Raw genomic sequence first — 19,048 nt, 5'->3', positions numbered from 1 at the left:
GAGATAAATCATGGGAGCAAAAACCGCGATGCTGGCCATCGCCGAGGGCGATCCGGTAGCCATCCTCAAATCGCAGCCGCCGCTGGACCGCGAGGCCTGCCTGGCGACCTTGCGCACGCTGTTCCCCGGCGAGCGCTTCACGCCGCTGCCGGATGGCGATCTTTCCGATACCTATCCGCGCGGCGACAACCTGCACATCGGCTGTTATCCGGGCTTGACCATCCTGGCGGACGATAGCGTGGTCACGGAAGCGAGCCAGCTGCAGCGGCGCTTTGTCGATTTCGCCAAGGGCCGGACCATGATCCAGCACATCATGTTCAGCACGATGGATTCCTTCGCCTATGGCATCTGGGAGAAGGGAGCGCTGCGCCGCTCATTGTCGATCGATGCAAACGGCATCACCGAAGACATCGGCGCCCGCCGGCCTTTCGAGGAACCCTTCTGGGCCGGCGAGCGCCTCCAGGAAGGCGAGGCGCCCGATCCAGGCTATGCCGGCGGCGCGCCCTTCCATCCGCTGGAACTGGCGGAAGCGGCGCTGCTCGACCTGTTCGGCTACCAGCTCGAAGGCATCATCGGCGCCGACGAGGTCGAGCCGCACACCATCCCGATGATGCGCTTTGCCCGCGTCGCCGCCGCCAGGCCCTGGTGGAAGTTCTGGTGATCAGAAGCTGTAGTCGGCCTTCGCGTACAGCGAGCGCCCGTTGATCCCGAACGGGCAGGTCTCCCAGCAGTAGGTGAAGCCCATCTGCGGGAAGGGCGCGGCCTTGACCGGGTCCCAGCGGCTCGGATAGGTGTCGAACACATTGTTCACGCCCACGCCCAGGCTGAGGGACTTGCCGAAGGCGTAGCGCCCGGTCAGGTCGAGCAGCCATTTCGCATCCCAGGTCTGGATAGTCGGTGCGGTAAAGCCCTGGCCGGCCACTTCTCCATAATAGTTGGCGCGCGCGTTCAGGTTCCATGGGCCGGTCGTGAAGTCGGCCGCCACCACGTGGTGCCGGCGCGGCTGGCCGCGTTCGATCAGCGTGACCTGGGCGTCGTCGAACAGCTGGGCGCCGCTCAGCACCGGCGACGACGACCTGCGCGAATCGACGGACGTCGAATTGAAGCCGAGCTGGCCGGACAGCACCAGGATGCCTGCCGTGTTGCGGAAGGTACGCTCGGCGATCAGGTCGAGACCGTGCGTGGTGGTGCCGATCGCATTCGTGAAGAACTGCGCCTGGCCCACGCGCAGCGGCTCCAGCACCGCCTTGATCGGACAGGCCGCCGTGGTGGCGCAGGGACCGCTCTCGGGCGCGATGGTGCTGGAGAAGACGATGCGGTCGGCGATACGGGTGCGCCAGGCGTCGGCGGTGAACGAGAAGCCCGGCGCGGGGCGCAGCACCAGGCCCAGGCTGGCGCTGCGCGACGTCTCTTCCTTCAGCGGCGCGATGCCGAGCGCTTTGGTGACGGCGCTGCCTTCGCGCGCGGTGAGGGTTTCGGTCAGCACGCCGGCGGCGTTCAGGTTGGTCGAGACCGAGCTGTAGAATTTCTGCTGCACGCTGGGGGCGCGAAAGCCCGTCGAGACGCTGGCGCGCAGGCCGAGTTCGCGGCTCGGATCGTAGCGCAGCGCCAGCTTGCCGGTGGTGGTGCCGCCGAAATCCGAATAGCGCTCGTGCCGCACCGCGGCCGCCAGCGTGAGCGGCAGCGCGAACCTGTGCTCGGCATCGAGGTAGATGGCGCTGTTGTGGCGCGCCTCGTCGACCTCGGTCGCCGGGGTGTAGCCGGGGAAGCCCTGGATGCCGGCCGCGGCGATCCGGCCGTTCTGGTCGCGGATGCGGATCGCCGGGTTGTTGGTGCGGCCGTACTGGTAGGAGACCGGATCGCCGGCCACGATCTGGTAGCCGTCGCGCCGCCATTCCAGGCCGGCCGCCAGCTGCAGCTCGGCACCCGGCAGCGCCAGCGGCCCGCGCAGGTCGAGGTTGACCGTGGTCTGGATGAAGCGCAGCCTGCCGGTGTCGGCCTCGCGCGGCGATTCGTTCCAGTCGGAGCAGCTGCACTTCGGCTCGTACCAGTAGCTGACGTTGATCGAGTTCCGCTCGTGGAAGGCGAGTTCGCTGCGGCCGTGGTTGACGCTGGCGTCCAGGTTCCAGGCCGCGCCCAGGCCTTGCCGGTAGCCGACCGCCAGCGAGGCGTCGCGCACCGTGGTCAGGATGTTCGGCAGGAAGCCGTCCGGATAGACTGCAGGGACGTTGCGCCCATCCTCCTTCGGCCGGAAGAAGCCGGCGGCATCCCCTAGGCGGCGCGAGGCCCCGCCGAAGGCATACAGTTCGCCGTCCGCCCCCACCGGCAGCATGGCGTTGGTCCACAGGTAGGCATCCTTGGCCAGCGAATCGCCGATGCGCTGGGTCACGCGCGGCGGGTTTACGCGCAGGCTGTCCGGGCCGGCGCGATTGGTCTCGCCGCGCCGCCGGCCTTCGACCGACAGGTCCAGGTAGCCGCCGGAGGCGCCCAGCGCGAAGCCGCGGGTGGCGCTGGCGCTGATGATATCGCCGTCGCCCTTGGTGGTGGAACCGCCGGCGACGCTCGCCTGGCCGTTGCCGACGCCTTGTTTCAGCACGATGTTGATGACGCCGGCGATCGCATCCGACCCGTACTGGGCGGCGGCGCCGTCGCGCAGCACCTCGATGCGCTGGATCGCCGACAACGGGATCGCGTTGATGTCGGTGCCGGCCGAGCCGCGCCCGATGGTCTGCTGGACGTTGACCAGGGCCTGCTGGTGGCGCCGCTTGCCGTTGACCAGCACCAGCAGCTGGTCCGGTCCCAGGCCGCGCAAGGTGGCCGGGCGGATGATGTCGGTGCCGTCGCTGATGAAGGTGGTGGTGAAGTTGAACGACGGGTCGAGTTCCTGCAGCACCTTGCCCAGCTCCGGGGTGCCGGCCGACTGCAGTGCCTTCTGGTCGATCAGGCCGACCGGGACCACGGTGTCGAGCGCGCTCCTGGCCGCGGTGCGCGAACCGATCACGACGACGGTGGCCGTGGCATCTTCGGTCGGGGATTGCTGGGCCTGTGCGGGAGCGAAGGCGGCCAGGATGGCGGAAGCGAGCAGGCTGCGATGGCGGTGCTTGGTCATGTTCCCCTCTGATGAGCCCGATTGACCGGCCCATCTTGCTTGGAGGAATGCGAAGGCTAGTTGATTAGGCGCAACTACATGTCTGTCCTGTGGCAGAACTGTGCGAATAGCACAACAAACATCATGTCGCCGGGGCGAAAAGTCACCTTGAATGTGCGTCTTTCATGACAACAAGAAGGGCGGAAGATCATGCAACTGGTTTATCGCAACGAAGAGCGGCTGTTCCGGTGGATGCTGGCGTGGTCCGTGCTGGTCTGGGCCGGGCTCCTGCTCATCACCTTCGGGCTAGTCCTGGTCTACCTGCTGTTCGGTTTCCTTTTCTATTGTGTCGCGCAGTCCGCCCTGATTTCCTACATCAAGGGCAATGGCGTACGCATCACCGACGAACAGTTCCCCGACCTGAAACGGCAGATCTCGGCCTGCTGCCGCAAGCTGGGCCTCGACGAAGAACCGCAGGCCTACCTGATGCAGATGGGCGGCATGCTGAACGCCTTCGCCACCCGCTTCCTCGGGCGTCACTTCCTCGTGCTGTATTCGGACGTGGTGGATGGACTGGCGGACAATCCGGATGCGCTGAATTTCTATATCGGCCATGAGATCGGCCACATCAAGCGCAGGCACCTGAGCTGGTCGACGATCCTGATGCCGGCATCGGCGCTGCCGCTGATCGGCCCGGCCTACTCGCGTGCCCGCGAATACACCTGCGACCGGCATGGCCTGGCGGCCTGCGACAATCCGCAGAACGCCGAGCATGGCCTGGCCGTGCTGGCTGCCGGCGGCAAGCGCGCACGGATGATGAACCACCAGGCTTACGTCGACCAGGCGCGCCACACCGAGGGATTCTGGATGTCGTTCCACGAGCTGGTCGGCGATTATCCCTGGCTGGTCAAGCGCATGGCGGCGGTGCGTGCGCTGGCCGCCGGGCATGAGCTGCGCCAGCCCCCACGCAGCAAGCTGGCGGCCGTGCTGGCGCTATTCGTACCGCGGACCGGCGTGGGCGGCGCTGCGGCGATCGTCCCGATCTTCGTGATCGCCTTGATGGCGGCGGTGGCGATCCCGGCTTACAAGCAATATCAGCAGCGGGCGCAGGAGATGGCCGCGCTGCAGTCGATGATGGGCAGCCTCGAACGGAGCGTCAACGACGCGGCGCGCGAACCCGAAGCGGCCGCCGTCAGCCCAGGTGATCGCGCATCCACTCCTTCAGGCCATTGACCCAGTTCTTGGCCGGCAGGTTGTAGCGCCGCCTGATCTCGGCGGCGCGCTCGTACAGGTCCGAAAAATCGAGCTGGGGCGACTGCTTGAAGGCGACGACGACGATGTTGGCGTCGTGGACTTCGGGCAGCCAGACCACCGCGTCGAAGGCCAGCTCCATCGCCTCCAGGTTCTTGTCGTAGTTGATGAAGTCGCCGAACACGTTGGCGGTCATGACGCCGCCGTCGACCAGGCAGTCGGCGCAGGCCCGGTAGAACTCGGGCGTGTCGAGCACCGGGCCGCGCGCTTCCTCGTCGTACAGGTCGACCTGCAACACGTCCACCGTGCCGTGGTTGGCCGGGTCCATCACGAAGTCGAGCGCATCCATCTCGCGCACGTCCAGGCGCGCATCGTTCGGCGGCAGGCCGAAATACGCGTGGCAGATCGCGATCACGTTCGGATTCAGCTCGGCCGCCGTCACCCGCGCGTCCGGGAATTTCTGGTAACAGAACTTGGTGAGCGCGGCGCTGCCCAGGCCCAGCTGCACGATGCGGCGCGGACGCGGCACGAACAGCATCCACATCATCATCATCTGCACGTATTCGAGCTCGATCGCATCCGGGCGCGCCAGGCGCATCGCGCCCTGCACCCAGGAGGTGCCGAGGTGGAGCGAACGCACGCCCTCGAATTCGGTGATGGTGGCGGGGGGATGGCCGGGCTGGCTGAAGCGGGAGTCGGTTGATGCGTGCATGGCGATATCTTATCAAAGCAAAGCCGCTGGCTGAACACCGGGGTCAGAGTCCCTTAAAAAGCAACACCGGACTCTGACCCCTCTACTGCGGCCCCACCGGCAGGATCATGGTCACCGCCAGTCCGCCGCCCTCGCGATTGGCCAGCGTGATGCGCCCGCCGTGCGCTTCGGCGATCTCGCGCGCCAGCGCCAGACCCAGGCCGGTGCCGCTGCGCTTGGTGGAGTAGAAGGGCACCAGGGCGTTGGTCAGCACGGCGTCGTTCATGCCGCTGCCGCGGTCCAGCACGTCGATGCGGACGACTTCCTGCACGCGGCGGATCTGCAGTTCCACGTGGTCCGGCCAGGAGCCCGATTCGTGCGCGTTCTTGAGCAGGTTGAGCAGGGCTTGCTCCATCTGGGCGGTGTCGATCTGGGCCGGCTCGGGCGGCAGCTCGCCGACCAGGCGGAACGCCACCTGGCCCGCCAGGCGGGACACCAGGGCGTCCCACGGCACGGCGTCGATGCGCGGGGTCGGCAGCTTGGCGAAGCGGGCGTAGCCGAGGATGAAGCTCTCGAGGTGGCGCGTGCGTTCGCCGATCGTTTCGAGGATCTGCGGCAGGCGCTCGGTCTGGCCGCGCCGCACCAGCTCCGCGCCCGAGTGCGCGAGCGAGGCCAGCGGGGCCAGTGAATTGTTCAGTTCATGGCTGATGACGCGGATGACCTTCTTCCAGGTCTGCACTTCCTGGCGCCGCAGCTCGGTGGTCAGCTGGCGCAGCAGCAGCAGTTCGTGGCGGCGGCCGTTCAGGCTGAAGTTGCGCCGCGCCAGATGGTAGACCTCTTCGTCCTCGCCTTCGCCGGCGGTGAACAGGCCGTCGCCGCCGCGGCCCAGGGCTTCGATGAGCGCCGGCGCCGCCTGCTCCAGCACCTCGTTCAATGCATGTCCTTCCAGCTTGCGGCCGCTCGACAGCAGCTGGCGCGCGGCCAGGTTGGCGTAGACGATGGTGCGCGCGCCTTGCTCGCTCCGATTGGCCAGGTCGGCCACCAATAGCATGGCCACCGGCGTGTTCTGCACCATGGTGTCGAGCAGCAGCTCGCGCTGCACGAGGTCGAGGCGCTGTTCGCGCAGCACCTGGCCGAGGGCGTTGTGGGCCTCGATCAGGTCGGACAGTTCGTCGTTCTGGCCCCAGTGCAGGCTGAAGGAAAAGTCGCCGTCGCGGTAGCTCGCCACCGTGCCCTCCAGGGCGCGGAACAGCGACAGGATCGGCTGGATCTGCGAGCGGATCGTAATCAGCGCGATCGGCACCACGCACAGCAGGCAGATCCCGAGCACGGCCAGCGGCTGGCCGGGCAGCAGGTGGTCGAGGGCCAGCGCGATCAGGATCCCGACCGCCAGCAGCGTGCCGACCAGGGCCGACCAGCGCGTGACGAGCGAGAGCCGGAAGCGCTTCCCTTCACTCATGGGAAGCTCATGCAGCGCGCGCGATGCCGAGGCGCTCCATGCGGCGGTACAGGGCCTGGCGCGACAGGCCGAGGTCGGCCGCGGCCTGGGCGATGACGCCGCCCGCGCGCGCCAGCGCCTGCACGATGGCTTCGCGGTCCGGCTCGGCGTCCTGCGCGCTGCCGGCGGGCGCCGGCAGGCCGAGTTCGGCCGGTTTGATGACGTCGCCGTTGGCCAGCAGGCTGGCGCGCGCCATCACGTTCTTCAGCTCGCGCACATTGCCCGGCCAGGCATGCGCCATCAGGGCCGCTTCCGCGCTCGGGTGCAGGGTCTTGCCGGGCGGGAGGAAGGACTGCGCCAGCGGCAAGATGTCGCCGGGCCGCGACGCCAGCGGCGGCAGTTTCAGCTCGATCACGTTCAGGCGATAGAACAGGTCTTCGCGGAAGGTGCCGGCGCGGATCATGGCTCCCAGGTCCGCATTCGTGGCGCTGACCACGCGCACCTTCACCTGGCGCTCGCGGTTCGAGCCGAGACGCTCGAAGCGCCCGGTCTCGAGCACGCGCAGCAGCTTCATCTGCCCGGCCAGCGGCAGGTTGCCGATCTCGTCGAGGAACAAGGTGCCGCCGTCGGCCGCTTCGAACTTGCCCTCGCGCGCCTTCGAGGCGCCCGTGTAGGCGCCGGCGTCGGCGCCGAACAGCTCGGCCTCGATCAGTTCGGAGGGCAGGGCGCCGCAGTTGAGCACGACGAAGGGGCCGTTGGCTACCTGCGAATTGGCCTGGATGATTTCGGCGATGCGTTCCTTGCCGGTGCCGTTCGGCCCCGTGATCAGGACCGGCACGTCGGCGCGCGCCACCTGGCAGGCCAGGTTCAGCACGCGTTCGGTGGCCGGGTCGGCCCATACCAGGCCGCGCAGGTCGTAGTTCTGTTCCAGCTCGCGGCGTGCGCGCCGTTCGCGCTGCAGGCGCTGGTTCAGGGCCCGGTTGGCCTGGCCCAGTTCGATCAGGTTGGTCACCGTCGCCAGCAGGCGGTCGTCGTTCCACGGCTTCGACAAATAATCCGCCGCGCCGGCCTTGATCAGGTCGACCGCGGCGTCCAGGTGGGTCCATGCCGTCAGCAGGATCACCGGCAGGTCCGGGTGGCGCTTGCGGATTTCGCGGAACAGCGCCACGCCTTCTTCGCCCGAGGTGGTGTCGGCCGTGAAGTTCATGTCCTGGATCACCAGGTCGACCGGCTGGCGCGCCAGCAGGCCGAGGCCTTCCTCGGGCGAGGCCGCGTGCAGCGCCGCGATGTCGTGCAGCGAAAACAGCACGTCCAGGGCGACGCCGACGGCGGCGTTGTCGTCAATGATCAGTACAGTAGGCATGGGCGCTAGCATACAACAGCATTACACGCTGCGGGTCGCCGTGGCCGGCGAAATGCTGGCCGCGCGCCAGGCCGGTCCGTACGCCGCCAGGATGCCGAGCGCCCAGAACACCACCGCGCCGCCGACCAGGTAGCCGACCGGCAGGCGCGCCATCTCCAGCTTGGCGACCAGCAGGTGGTTCACGGCCAGGCCCATGGCCACGCCGCCGAACACGCCGGCGCTGGTGATCATGAAGTTCTCGGTGATGAAGTAGCGCAGGATGTCCAGCTTGCGCGCCCCCAGCGCGCGGCGCACGCCGATCTGCTTGCGGCGCTGGGTGACCCACAGGCTGGCCATGCCGACGATGCCGGAGCAGGTAATCAGGAGCAGCAGCACGCTGACGGTGACCAGCATCCACGACAGGGCGGCGTCGGCGCGGTACAGCTCCTTGCGGTCCTGGTCGAAGGTCTTCAGGCGCAGGATCATCGGCGACGCCGACGACTTGCGCAGCGCCGCTTCGGCCTCTTTCATCACGCGGTCGCGCTGGCCCGGTTCGGCGCGGATCGCATACAGCGCGCCGGGATTGCCGTACAGGCGCGCCGGGATCAGGGCCGAATATTCCGAGCGTTCTTCCAGGTTGACGTGGGCGGCCTGCAGGCGTTCGACCACGCCGACCACCTGCGCGCCCGAGGCCCCTTCGCCGGTGCCGAAGTACATCGTCTTGCCGACCGCCGGGGCGCCCGGCCACAGTTTTTCGGCCAGCGCCTTGGTGATGATCACCTGTCCGGGCGGGTTGCGGGTTTCGTTCTCGTTGAGGTCGACCAGCTCCTGCGGCTGGAAGTCGCGGCCTTCGACCAGCTTCAGGCCGAAGGTCTTGATCACCGAGTCGCCCGAGATGTAGGTCGAGGCGCTGGCGCTCTGGCGGGTCTGGCGGCGGTCCACCGCGACGCTGTTGTTGCTGCCGCTGCGCGACAGCGGCATCTGCGACACGTTCGCCACCGACGCCACGCCCGGCACGGCGCGCAGGATGTCGGCCTCGCGCTTCATGTTGGCCAGCTGCTGCTCGGCGCTGTCGTTGTTCAGCGTGCGGGCGATGATGTAGAAGGTCGCATGCTCGTCGGACAGGCCGGACGGGCGCGCCATCGCGGCGCGGCGCTCGTTTACGATGTGCATGGCATTGGCCAGGATGGCCAGGCTGAGCGCGACCTGCAGGGCCACCAGGATCGGGCCCGTTTTATTGCGCATCAGCGCGGACAGGATGGGACGGATTTCCATGGATGTCTCCCGGTTACTGCGATTTGAGTTGGATGGCCGGCGTCACCTGGCAGGCGCGCCAGGTCGGCAGCAGGCCGGCGAGGATCGCCGCCGACACCGACATCACGAAGGTCAGGCCCAGCATCTGCCAGTCCATGTGGGCGATGTTCGCCATGCCCTTGCTCTGCATGCCGATCAGGGCCAGCGCGCCGAAGGCCAGCACCAGGCCCAGCACGCCGCCGACCAGGCCGACCACGCCGGTCTCGATCAGGAACTGGTGGAAGATCTCGGCGCGCGAGGCGCCCAGCGCGCGGCGCACGCCGATTTCGGAAGCGCGCACCGAGAACTTGGCCAGCAACAGGCCCACCGTGTTCACCAGGCACAGCACCAGGAAGCCGAACGCCAGCCAGGCCGACAGCTTGCTGTCGTTGCCCACCACCTTGAGCTTTTCCATCCACTCGTTCACGTCGTACAGCCTGTTCGGGGCGTTGCGCTTCAGGCGGCCCAGCTTGCGCTGTTCGCTGGCGTAGTTGTCGATGAAGGTCTGCAGCTCGGCGCGGTCGCTGGCGGAACGGGTCTCGAACCAGAACTGGATCCAGGTGCATTCCGAGGTCAGCAGGCTGGCGAAGCCGGGGTCGCGGTTGGCGTTGCAGCTCATGCTGCCGGAGTGCTGGGTCTCGTGCCGGATCGCGGTCGAGAACGGAAGGAAGAATTCCTCGGGCGTGCCGAAGCGGTTGCCGCCGATGAGTTTATAGAAGCGCGGCAGCGGCGCCCAGTTGTCGGTCACGCCGACGATGGTGAAGGGGAAGCCCATCACCATCAGGCGCTGGCCGACCGGGTTGGCGTTCCCGTACAGCTTCTCGGCGGTCTCGCGGCCGAGCACGATGACGTCGGCGCCGCGTGCGTCGTCGGCCTCGCTCCAGGCTTGGCCATGCAGGAAGGGCACGTTGAACATGGCAAAGAAGTCGCGTGTCGGCGCCAGGCCGGTGGCCGAGAAGGCCGGGATGTCCTTGCGCGGCGGCTCGATCGCGGCCGGCACGCCATACATCGCGGTGCGGCGCTCGCCCTGGCCGCTCTTGAGCAGGTTGGCGGCGTCCGGGTAGCTCATCTGCATGTCGTCCGGGTCGTCGCCCGGGTTGAAGCCCTCGACCGGGCCGTTGTCGAACTGCGGCACGAACAGGCGGCTGCTCTTTTCGGGAATCGGGTCGGCCGACATCACGTGCAGGATGGTCAGCGTGGAGACGCTGGCGGCCACGCCGACGGCCAGGGTCAGCACCATCAGCGCCGTCAGCGCCGGGTTGCGGCGCAGGCTGCGCACGCCCAGTTTGAAATAGTAAGCGAACATGATTTCTCCCGGTGCCTCAGGCGCTCACGGCGCTGTTTGCCGCGCTTCTGGTGTCGACCAGGGTCGGGCCCTTGCGCACCAGGTCGGACACCTGGCCGTCGATGATGTGCACGTTGCGGGTGGTGCGCACGGCCAGCTCGGGGTCGTGGGTCACCATCAGGATCGTGGTGCCGGCGGCGTTGATCTCTTCCAGCAGCTCCATCACGCCGCGCGCCATCGCAGTGTCGAGGTTACCGGTCGGTTCGTCGGCCAGCAGCAGCTTCGGCGAGCCGGCCAGCGCGCGCGCGATCGCCACGCGCTGCTGCTGGCCGCCCGACAGCTCGGCCGGGTAGTGCTTCATGCGCGAGGCCAGGCCGACCTTCGACAGCGCGTCTTCGATGCGGTTCTTGCGCTCGGACGCGTTGAAGCCGCGGTAGCGCAGCGGGACGTCGACGTTGTCGTACAGGTTCAGGTCGGGGATCAGGTTGAAGCCCTGGAAGATGAAGCCGAGCTTCTCGTTGCGCAGGCGCGAGCGCTGGTTGTCGTCCAGGCCCTTCACGTTCACGCCGTCGAGGATGTATTCGCCCGCGGTGAATTCCTCCAGCAGGCCGGCGATGTTCAGGAAGCTGGTCTTGCCGGAGCCGGACGGGCCGGTCACGGTGACGAATTCGCCTTCCTTGACTTCGATCTCGAAACCGCGCAGGGCGTGCGTCTCGATCATGTGGGTACGGTACACCTTGCTCAGATTGGTCATGCGCAGCATGGTCGTTTCCTTTGAATTGGTTATTGATTGATCGAGACGCGGTTTGCGTTGTTGAATGCGTCGGTGCCTGCCACTACCACTTTGTCGCCCTGCTTCAGTCCGGAGAGGATCTCGACCGACGAAACGCTGGTCGCGCCCATCGTGATCGGGGTGCGCACGGCGATGCCGTCGCGGACCACGTAGGCATAGCGGCCGCCGTCCTGCTCGACGAAAGGCCCGCGCGGCAGCATCAGCACGTTCGGTTTTTCCTCGATCAGCAGGCGCGCGGTCACGCGCTGGCTCTGGCGCAGGCCCTTGGGCTGCTCGCCATCGAAGCGCACGCGCGCCAGCACCATGTTCTTGACCACTTCCGGCGACAGCGCCGACAGCTTGCCGGTCGCGGTGCCCGAGGGCAGCGCGATCTCGGCGCCCATGCCCAGGCCCATGTCGGCCACGTAGGTCTCCGGCACCTCGACTTCGACTTCGAGCTTGGACAGGTCGACCAGGGTCATCAGGGGCGCGTTGGCGGCCACCACCATGCGGTTCTGCACGTTCAGGGTGCCGATGAAGCCGTCCACCGGTGCGCGCACGGTCAGTTCGTCGACGCGGCGCTGCGCTTCTTCCATCGACAGCTTCGCGCGTTCCAGTTCGTTGACCTTGGTCTTCAGGGCCAGCTGGACGTCGTCGCCTTCCAGCGCGGCGGCCTGCGAGGCGTGCTTCGCGCGGATCTCGGCCGACTGCAGCGCGTCCTTGGCCTTCTGGTAGTCGATCTTGGCGATGACGCCGACCTGCGCCACGCTGTCGTAGCGCTCCAGGGTGCGCTGGGCGGACAGGCGCTCGATCTCGGCGGTGTCGGCCTCTTTCTGCGCCAGCAGCTTCTGCTTGCGCGACAGGATCTGCTGGCGCGCCACCTCGGCCTTCAGTCCTTCATAAGTGGAGACTTCGCGCTTCAGGACGTCGGCCAGGTCGGGCGATTCCAGCACCGCCAGCACCTGGCCCTTCTTGACGGTGTCGCCGGCGGCGACCTTCAGGTTGACGGTGGAGGAGGCCTTGGCATACAGGGTCGGGCTGACGGCGGCGACCACGCGGCCGTTGACGGCGGCGTCGCGCACCAGGGTGCCGCGGGTGACTTCGGCCACGCGCAGGCGCGACGCGTTGACCGAAGCTTCGCTGCTGCGCCAGCTCGAGAACAGGGCGGCGCACAGCGCGGCGACGCCGACGGCAGCGCCGATCCAGAGGGCGCGGCGCTTGATGGCGTGCCCGGCCTTCGGTGCGATGACGGCGTCTTGGTGTGAGGTATCGCGAATCATGGTGGTGGACATTCTGGGTTTGGACGGTGCTGTATTTGCACGATCCGTGCCAGTTGCGTAAGTCCTTGATTCGCAAGGAAAGCAGTGTTCTGGATGAGTTGTCCGCCGTGTCCGCTCGGGCTGTGCTACGGACACCTCCGGACAGGATCTGCATCAAACCGGGGTCAGACTCCGAATTTTGGCTATTTCTCGCGGCAAACTTGAAGCAGGCGATCAGCGGGCTCTGCACCCAGCGGGCGATTGCCGTTGCCGGCTTGCCTGACCTGGTCCAGGGCCTCATCCGATAACGCTTCGCTGAACAGCTCCCGGTACGCACTCTGGCGCGTCGCGGGATCGCCGCCCAGGCGCGTGTAGACGGAATGTGGCGTCAGTAGACTGCTCTGCTGGCCGAAGGCATTGGCCAGGTGGCTTGACCACGGGTAGTCGGACGGCGCGTCCGCCATGCATGCGCGTATCGGGTTGAGCTCGATATAGCGATGGCAAATCATCAGATAGCGTTCGTCCTGCACGAGACTGGAGCGAAAGCGCCCCTCCCACAAGGTGCCGGTCCGGCCATGGCGGCGATTGAAATAGTGGACGTAGCGCCTGCCCAGACGCTGCATCATCATGCTGGCGCCGTCGCTTCCGCTGGGGGAGAGCAGCAGGTGCACATGGTTGGTCATCAGGACATAGGCGTGCAGCGCACAACCGCAGTCGAATGCGCATTCGCGCAGCATGTCGAGGTACACCAGGTAATCGTTCCGGGAAGCGAAACACGGAGCGCGGTTGTTCCCGCGCTGGATGATATGTAGCGGAACCGAAGGCAGGACGACGCGGCGTGGGCGTGGCATGGCAGTCGAGCGATGATGAAAATAGCGACCTTAGAAGACGGCCTCTGCCGTTCGCTCGACCGGCATCAATTGTGCGCAATCTGTCTGGTCAGGACCAGCGCCATGGGTTGGCAGAACAAGTTTGACCAGGCAATTGCCAAAATTCGGAGTCTGACCCCGGTTTGAGGCAGCGCATCAGGTACGCGGCAGCGGCTTGCCCTTGGCGATGACTTCGTGGCATTCCCCCTGGATGGTGGCGTTGTCGTAGTCGGTCCAGCCGTAGCTGTCGACGTAGCGCTTGTGCTGCTTGAAGCCGGGGTTCACGAAGCTCCAGTCGAGGCGTTCGTCGGGGTAGCGCACCTCGGCCATGTCGAGCAGGGTGTGGAAGATGTTTTCGGTCGCCAGCTTCGCCTTCCGGTGGCGCAGCAGTTGCGCGACCTTGCCGGGGTAGCGCTCCCGGTAGGCGTCCGAATACCAGGCGAGGGCCGGGACGTGGAATTCGTACTGCGTGTTGTGGCCATGGAAGGCCAGGCGGCAGCGGTTGTCGTACAGGGTCTGGCCGTGGTCGGCCACGTACAGCATCGACGCCGGCTGCTGCGTCTCCTTCAGGGAATCGATGACGTGGGCCAGGAACCAGTCGGTGTACAGGATCGAGCTGTCGTAGCTGTTGTTCAGCTTGTCCTTGATGCGGATGTCGGTGTAGACCGGCTTGTCGACCCCGTACAGCGAGGGCAGCCACTGGTCGAACTGCTTCGGGTAGCGGTGGCTGTAGTTCCAGTGGCTGCCGAGGGTGTGCAGCACGATCAGTTTTTTGGGCGCGGGGTCTAGCACCGCGTGCTTCAGGGGCCCGAACAGCACGTCGTCGTAGTTCGAGTTGTCGGTGAAGCCGCCCAGGTTCAGGAAATCGACCACGTCGGCTTCCTTGGCGAACACCGAGACCGGGGTGTCGAACTTGCCGAACGAGATCTGGTTCGACAGCCAGAAGGTCTTGAAGCCGGCTTCCTTGAAGGCGGTCAGGAAGGATTTTTCCGAGAACCCGTCCTTCAGGCTCTCGGTGGCGGGCTTGCGCGAAATGATCACCGGCACCGACAGCCGGGTCGCCGAGACCGAGGTGATCACGTCCGGCAAGGTCACCAGGTTCGATTCCTTCGACAGCAGCGGGTTGGTCTCGCGCGCATAGCCGTTCAGGCTCCAGCGGTCGTAGCGCGAGGATTCGCCGATCACCACCACCACCAGCTGCGGCTCGTCGGCGGGGCGACCCGCATGGGCGCCGAAGCGGAAATCGGCGCTGCGCCGGTTCAGGTCGGCCAGGTAGACCCGTTCTTTATAGAAGTCGATCCCGCGCGCCATCAGGCCGAAGGGCCAGGAGCGGGCGAAGGCCTCGAGGTCGAACGGCAGCCTGGCCCAGTACACGAGCGGCGGCAGGCGGCCGGGGGGCGGTACGCTGCCGGGACGCGGGGCGGCGGTTTCCTCGCTACCAGAAGCCGGGGCGCTGGCCGGGCCGCCGGTCTTCAGCGGCGCAGGACTGGCCGCTGCGGCGGCCGTGCGCGCCAGCGGCGGCGGGGCGATGCCGAACACGCGGCCGTAGAAGAACACCGCCACGCCCAGGCCCAGCACGCCCATCACCACGAAGCGCGAGACGTCGTTCCAGTCGAGGTCGCGGGTGCGCCAGGCGGCGATCCAGGTGCTGGCGAACCAGGCCAGCACGCCGAGGAAGACGCCCCCCATCAGCCAGACTTTGCTGCCCAGGAATTCCAGCGCCTCGGCCGGGCTGGTTTCGACGATGATGCCGAGATGGTGGGTCGAGATGCCCTGGCCGTAGAACGCATATAGATAGAGCTCCACCGGCAGCGCCAGGAAGGCCGGCAGCAGCAGCCAGTGGAACCAGGCGGGGCGCTTGCAGAAAGCCCAGGCGCCGATCCAGCACACCAGCTCGATGCCCAGCAGCTGGCCCGGATGCGCGACCGGGTGGCCGAACAGGCGGGGCGCGAAAGGCATGCAGGACAGCACGAGGTAACTCAGCAGCACATACAGGTTACGCGGACGCAGCAGGAATCGCATCGAAGCCAGGGGAAGGGAAAAAATCGGAGAGAATTGCGCCATTATCTCGCCTTTGCTACGGGGAAACCAGCGTACAATGCTTGTGTCGCAAGTACGACATTCTCCTGGTTATTTCGCTATCTATCGCCCTCCTGGCGGTATCGGGACCGCAAGCAGGTTGACCTTGCACGTCTTCGGGTCTATACTCGCGAGTTCTCGAATTTATTCTGCACATCGTATACGCATTCAAGCCGCTCCCGTTGGTGAGTGGCTTTCGTCGCCTGTACAGGAAGCAATCCGGGACTAGGTTTCAGTCCCCGGGCAGTTGGACAGTCCGGGTCATCAACGTAGTAGCAAATTTTGTTGGATTAAGAACGATGCCAACCATCAATCAACTGATTCGCAAGCCGCGTGAAGCCGCGGTTGTGAAGAGCAAGTCGCCGGCACTGGAAAACTGCCCGCAAAAGCGTGGTGTTTGCACCCGTGTCTACACGACGACCCCGAAGAAGCCGAACTCGGCACTGCGTAAGGTCGCCAAAGTTCGCCTGACCAACGGTTTCGAAGTCATTTCGTACATCGGCGGTGAAGGCCACAACCTGCAGGAACACTCGGTCGTGCTGATCCGCGGCGGTCGTGTGAAAGACTTGCCGGGTGTGCGTTACCACATGGTCCGCGGTGCACTGGATACCCAGGGCGTGAAAGACCGTAAGCAGGCCCGTTCGAAGTACGGTGCCAAGCGCGCTAAAGCTGCCAAGAAGTAATTCTTCGCCACTTTGGCTTAATTAATTTGTTGAGTTGAGCCGGCCGGAAGGCCGAGTAAGTGAAAAGTCATGAGGGCTTTTCGCGAGTGCGGAAAGAGCACTCAACTGAAGACAGGAAGGAATTGAAATGCCACGTCGTCGTGAAGTACCCAAGCGCGAGATTCTGCCGGATCCGAAATTCGGCAATACCGATGTCGCCAAGTTCGTCAACGTTCTGATGCTGTCCGGCAAGAAGTCGGTCGCAGAAAACATCATCTACGGTGCGTTCGAATACATCCAGACCAAATCGGGCAAGGACCCGCTGGAAGTGTTCTCGACCGCGATCAACAACTGCAAGCCGATGGTCGAGGTGAAATCCCGCCGCGTCGGCGGCGCCAACTACCAGGTGCCAGTGGAAGTTCGTCCGGTTCGTCGTATGGCTCTGTCTATGCGTTGGTTGCGCGAAGCCGCAAACAAGCGTAGCGAGAAATCCATGCCGCAACGTCTGGGTGGTGAGCTGATGGAAGCTGCGGAAGGCCGTGGCGGCGCGATGAAGCGTCGTGACGAAGTCCACCGCATGGCTGAAGCGAACAAAGCGTTCTCGCACTTCCGCTTCTAAGCAAGTGGCCAAACCTCGAAAGGGGTGCGGCCATGCAGTATCCGTTGTTCAGGCCGGGCGCATTTTGATCACCAGAATGCTGCTCGGTTTTGTCCATTCAAAGATTTAGGAAAAATTATGGCACGCACTACCCCTATTGAGCGCTACCGTAACATCGGTATCTCCGCTCACATTGACGCCGGTAAGACCACCACCACCGAGCGCATCCTGTTCTACACCGGCGTGAACCACAAGATCGGTGAAGTGCACGACGGTGCAGCAACCATGGACTGGATGGAGCAGGAGCAGGAGCGCGGCATCACCATTACCTCGGCAGCGACGACCTGCTTCTGGAAGGGTATGGCCAACAACTTCGAGCCGCACCGCTTCAACATCATCGATACCCCGGGCCACGTCGACTTCACCATCGAGGTGGAGCGTTCGATGCGCGTCCTGGACGGCGCCTGCATGGTTTACTGTGCAGTCGGCGGCGTGCAGCCGCAGTCGGAAACCGTGTGGCGTCAGGCTAACAAGTACAAAGTCCCGCGTCTGGCATTCGTCAACAAGATGGACCGTACCGGTGCGAACTTCTTCAAGGTGTACGAGCAGATGCGCGCCCGCCTGAAGGCCAACCCGATCCCGCTGCAGATCCCGATCGGCGCCGAAGACAACTTCAAGGGCGTGGTCGACCTGGTCAAGATGAAAGCCATCTACTGGGACGACGCCTCGCAGGGCATGAAGTTCGACTACCGCGACGTGCCGGCCGAGCTGGTCGACCAGGCCAACGAATGGCGCGAGAAGCTGGTCGAGACCGCTGCTGAAGCGAACGAAGACCTGATGAACAAGTATCTCGAAGAAGGCGAACTGTCGGAAGCCGAGATCAAGCAGGCACTGCGCACCCGTACCATCAACGGCGAAATCGTGCCGATGATGTGCGGCACCGCCTTCAAGAACAAGGGCGTGCAGGCCATGCTGGACGCGGTCATCGAATACCTGCCGTCGCCGGTCGACATTCCGCCGGTCGCAGGTACCGACGAAGACGACCAGCCGGTCACCCGCAAGGCGTCGGACGACGAGAAGTTCGCTGCGCTGGCATTCAAGATCATGACCGACCCGTTCGTCGGCCAGCTGATCTTCTTCCGCGTGTATTCGGGCGTCATCAACTCGGGCGATACCGTCTTCAACCCGATCAAGGGCAAGAAGGAACGCGTCGGCCGTATTCTGCAGATGCACGCGAACCAGCGCGAAGAGATCAAGGAAGTCCGCGCAGGCGACATCGCTGCAGCCGTGGGCCTGAAGGAAGCGACCACCGGTGAAACCCTGTGCGACCCGTCGGCACCGATCATCCTCGAAAAGATGGTGTTCCCGGAGCCGGTGATCCAGCAGGCCGTCGAGCCGAAGACCAAGGCCGACCAGGAAAAGATGGGCCTGGCACTGAACCGTCTGGCTCAGGAAGACCCGTCGTTCCGCGTGCGTACCGACGAAGAGTCGGGCCAGACCATCATCGGTGGTATGGGCGAGCTGCACCTGGAGATCATCGTCGACCGCATGAAGCGTGAATTCGGCGTCGAAGCGACCGTCGGCAAGCCGCAGGTGGCGTACCGCGAAACCATCCGCAAGGGTGTCACCGACGTCGAAGGCAAGTTCGTCAAGCAGTCGGGCGGCCGCGGCCAGTACGGTCACGCTGTCCTGAACGTCGAACCGCAAGAGCCGGGCAAGGGCTTCGAGTTCATCGACGCCATCAAGGGCGGTGTGGTTCCGCGCGAATACATCCCGGCAGTCGAGAAGGGTGTTCGCGAGACCCTGACCACCGGCGTGCTGGCTGGCTACCCGGTCGTCGACGTCAAGGTGACCCTGGTCTTCGGTTCGTACCACGACGTTGACTCGAACGAAAACGCGTTCCGCATGGCTGGTTCGATGGCATTCAAGGATGCTTGCCGTAAAGCCAACCCGGTCATCCTGGAGCCGATGATGTCGGTCGAAGTGGAAACGCCGGAAGACTACGCCGGTACCGTGATGGGCGACCTGTCGTCCCGCCGCGGTATGGTGCAGGGCATGGACGAAATCCCGGGCGGCGGTGGCAAGATCATCAAGGCCGAAGTCCCGCTGTCGGAAATGTTCGGTTACTCGACCGTGCTGCGTTCGGCAACCCAGGGCCGTGCGACCTACACGATGGAATTCAAGCACTATGCTGAAGCTCCGAAGCACGTGATGGACGCCATCGTGACTGCAAAGTCGAAGTAATTAGTCAGTAAAATCTAGTCAGTTGAGGACAGGGCAACGGCGATGAACTATGCCCTGTCCCCCAAAAATTAAAAATATTGTTCTTTTAAAGGAAGATCAAAATGGCAAAGGAAAAATTCGAACGGACCAAGCCGCACGTGAACGTCGGCACCATCGGTCACGTTGACCACGGCAAAA

The 19,048-nt window shown here is 65.2% G+C and carries 15 protein-coding genes and 1 pseudogene; 6 read left to right on the top strand and 10 right to left on the bottom strand.

Annotated features, from left to right (window positions below):
- Positions 1-10 precede the first annotated feature (10 nt).
- Entirely contained in the window at positions 11-661 is a 651-nt protein-coding gene (locus AC3A6M_RS21675; protein WP_487854789.1) for a DUF6928 family protein, read from the top strand.
- Here the strand turns inward: AC3A6M_RS21675 and AC3A6M_RS21670 are convergent, their stop codons facing one another.
- The gene (locus AC3A6M_RS21670; protein WP_487854788.1) at positions 662-3,109 is read right to left on the bottom strand and encodes a TonB-dependent receptor plug domain-containing protein; all 2,448 of its coding nucleotides are present in this window, start codon (positions 3,107-3,109) and stop codon (positions 662-664) included. It abuts the gene before it with no gap.
- Positions 3,110-3,298: 189 nt separating this feature from the next.
- Here AC3A6M_RS21670 and AC3A6M_RS21665 point away from each other — a divergent pair, with 189 nt between their 5' ends.
- A complete protein-coding gene (locus tag AC3A6M_RS21665; protein WP_487854787.1) occupies positions 3,299-4,321 on the top strand; it encodes a M48 family metalloprotease in 1,023 nt (340 codons plus the stop codon).
- Here the strand turns inward: AC3A6M_RS21665 and AC3A6M_RS21660 are convergent.
- The 9 genes from AC3A6M_RS21660 to AC3A6M_RS21620 all read right to left on the bottom strand — a co-directional run bounded on the left by AC3A6M_RS21660 (position 4,281) and on the right by AC3A6M_RS21620 (position 15,352).
- Complete coding sequence (locus AC3A6M_RS21660; RefSeq protein ID WP_487854786.1) at positions 4,281-5,051, bottom strand: spermine/spermidine synthase domain-containing protein; 771 nt, start codon at positions 5,049-5,051, stop codon at positions 4,281-4,283. The genes AC3A6M_RS21665 and AC3A6M_RS21660 overlap by 41 nt on opposite strands.
- Positions 5,052-5,133: 82 nt before the next feature.
- A complete protein-coding gene (locus AC3A6M_RS21655) occupies positions 5,134-6,489 on the bottom strand; it encodes a sensor histidine kinase (RefSeq protein ID WP_487854785.1) in 1,356 nt (451 codons plus the stop codon).
- Positions 6,490-6,496: 7 nt separating this feature from the next.
- Positions 6,497-7,831, bottom strand: a complete 1,335-nt coding sequence (locus AC3A6M_RS21650; RefSeq protein ID WP_487854784.1) for a sigma-54-dependent transcriptional regulator — start codon at positions 7,829-7,831, stop codon at positions 6,497-6,499.
- 21 nt (positions 7,832-7,852) lie between these two features.
- Positions 7,853-9,085: an ABC transporter permease gene (locus AC3A6M_RS21645; RefSeq protein ID WP_487854783.1), complete on the bottom strand. Its 1,233-nt coding sequence runs from the start codon at positions 9,083-9,085 to the stop codon at positions 7,853-7,855.
- Between the two features lie 13 nt (positions 9,086-9,098).
- A complete protein-coding gene (locus tag AC3A6M_RS21640) occupies positions 9,099-10,409 on the bottom strand; it encodes an ABC transporter permease (RefSeq protein ID WP_487854782.1) in 1,311 nt (436 codons plus the stop codon).
- Positions 10,410-10,425: 16 nt separating this feature from the next.
- Positions 10,426-11,151, bottom strand: coding sequence for an ABC transporter ATP-binding protein (locus AC3A6M_RS21635; RefSeq protein ID WP_487854781.1), 726 nt, complete (start codon positions 11,149-11,151; stop codon positions 10,426-10,428).
- A 20-nt stretch (positions 11,152-11,171) separates the two neighbouring features.
- Positions 11,172-12,440 (bottom strand): efflux RND transporter periplasmic adaptor subunit, encoded by a 1,269-nt coding sequence (locus AC3A6M_RS21630; protein ID WP_487854780.1) that lies wholly within the window; start codon positions 12,438-12,440, stop codon positions 11,172-11,174.
- 182 nt (positions 12,441-12,622) lie between these two features.
- The gene (locus AC3A6M_RS21625; RefSeq protein WP_487854779.1) at positions 12,623-13,270 is read right to left on the bottom strand and encodes a transposase; all 648 of its coding nucleotides are present in this window, start codon (positions 13,268-13,270) and stop codon (positions 12,623-12,625) included.
- 174 nt (positions 13,271-13,444) lie between these two features.
- Positions 13,445-15,352 (bottom strand): phosphoethanolamine transferase, encoded by a 1,908-nt coding sequence (locus AC3A6M_RS21620; protein ID WP_487854778.1) that lies wholly within the window; start codon positions 15,350-15,352, stop codon positions 13,445-13,447.
- A gap of 314 nt (positions 15,353-15,666) precedes the next feature.
- Here AC3A6M_RS21620 and rpsL point away from each other — a divergent pair, with 314 nt between their 5' ends.
- The 4 genes and pseudogenes from rpsL to AC3A6M_RS21600 all read left to right on the top strand — a co-directional run.
- A complete protein-coding gene (gene rpsL / locus AC3A6M_RS21615) occupies positions 15,667-16,050 on the top strand; it encodes a 30S ribosomal protein S12 (RefSeq protein WP_036240557.1) in 384 nt (127 codons plus the stop codon).
- 127 nt (positions 16,051-16,177) lie between these two features.
- Complete coding sequence (gene rpsG / locus AC3A6M_RS21610) at positions 16,178-16,648, top strand: 30S ribosomal protein S7 (protein ID WP_442124184.1); 471 nt, start codon at positions 16,178-16,180, stop codon at positions 16,646-16,648.
- Between the two features lie 117 nt (positions 16,649-16,765).
- Positions 16,766-18,871 (top strand): elongation factor G, encoded by a 2,106-nt coding sequence (gene fusA / locus AC3A6M_RS21605; RefSeq protein ID WP_487854777.1) that lies wholly within the window; start codon positions 16,766-16,768, stop codon positions 18,869-18,871.
- A 101-nt stretch (positions 18,872-18,972) separates the two neighbouring features.
- Positions 18,973-19,048: pseudogene (locus AC3A6M_RS21600) on the top strand (GTP-binding protein); the annotation flags it as partial.

The organism is Telluria sp. Soil_C_11 (assembly GCF_057657395.1).
Note: the sequence above shows the minus strand (reverse complement) of the source record. Positions and strands in the feature narration are given on the sequence as shown.

Excerpts from the sequence above, each read along its gene's own strand:
- AC3A6M_RS21675 (WP_487854789.1), top strand. The coding sequence starts at position 11 with ATGGGAGCAAAAACCGCGATGCTGGCCATCGCCGAGGGCGATCCGGTA.
- rpsL (WP_036240557.1), top strand. The coding sequence starts at position 15,667 with ATGCCAACCATCAATCAACTGATTCGCAAGCCGCGTGAAGCCGCGGTT.
- AC3A6M_RS21660 (WP_487854786.1), bottom strand. The coding sequence starts at position 5,051 with ATGCACGCATCAACCGACTCCCGCTTCAGCCAGCCCGGCCATCCCCCC.
- AC3A6M_RS21625 (WP_487854779.1), bottom strand. The coding sequence starts at position 13,270 with ATGCCACGCCCACGCCGCGTCGTCCTGCCTTCGGTTCCGCTACATATC.
- AC3A6M_RS21645 (WP_487854783.1), bottom strand. The coding sequence starts at position 9,085 with ATGGAAATCCGTCCCATCCTGTCCGCGCTGATGCGCAATAAAACGGGC.
- AC3A6M_RS21670 (WP_487854788.1), bottom strand. The coding sequence starts at position 3,109 with ATGACCAAGCACCGCCATCGCAGCCTGCTCGCTTCCGCCATCCTGGCC.
- AC3A6M_RS21635 (WP_487854781.1), bottom strand. The coding sequence starts at position 11,151 with ATGCTGCGCATGACCAATCTGAGCAAGGTGTACCGTACCCACATGATC.
- AC3A6M_RS21630 (WP_487854780.1), bottom strand. The coding sequence starts at position 12,440 with ATGATTCGCGATACCTCACACCAAGACGCCGTCATCGCACCGAAGGCC.
- AC3A6M_RS21655 (WP_487854785.1), bottom strand. The coding sequence starts at position 6,489 with ATGAGTGAAGGGAAGCGCTTCCGGCTCTCGCTCGTCACGCGCTGGTCG.
- AC3A6M_RS21650 (WP_487854784.1), bottom strand. The coding sequence starts at position 7,831 with ATGCCTACTGTACTGATCATTGACGACAACGCCGCCGTCGGCGTCGCC.
- AC3A6M_RS21620 (WP_487854778.1), bottom strand. The coding sequence starts at position 15,352 with ATGGCGCAATTCTCTCCGATTTTTTCCCTTCCCCTGGCTTCGATGCGA.
- rpsG (WP_442124184.1), top strand. The coding sequence starts at position 16,178 with ATGCCACGTCGTCGTGAAGTACCCAAGCGCGAGATTCTGCCGGATCCG.
- AC3A6M_RS21640 (WP_487854782.1), bottom strand. The coding sequence starts at position 10,409 with ATGTTCGCTTACTATTTCAAACTGGGCGTGCGCAGCCTGCGCCGCAAC.
- AC3A6M_RS21665 (WP_487854787.1), top strand. The coding sequence starts at position 3,299 with ATGCAACTGGTTTATCGCAACGAAGAGCGGCTGTTCCGGTGGATGCTG.
- fusA (WP_487854777.1), top strand. The coding sequence starts at position 16,766 with ATGGCACGCACTACCCCTATTGAGCGCTACCGTAACATCGGTATCTCC.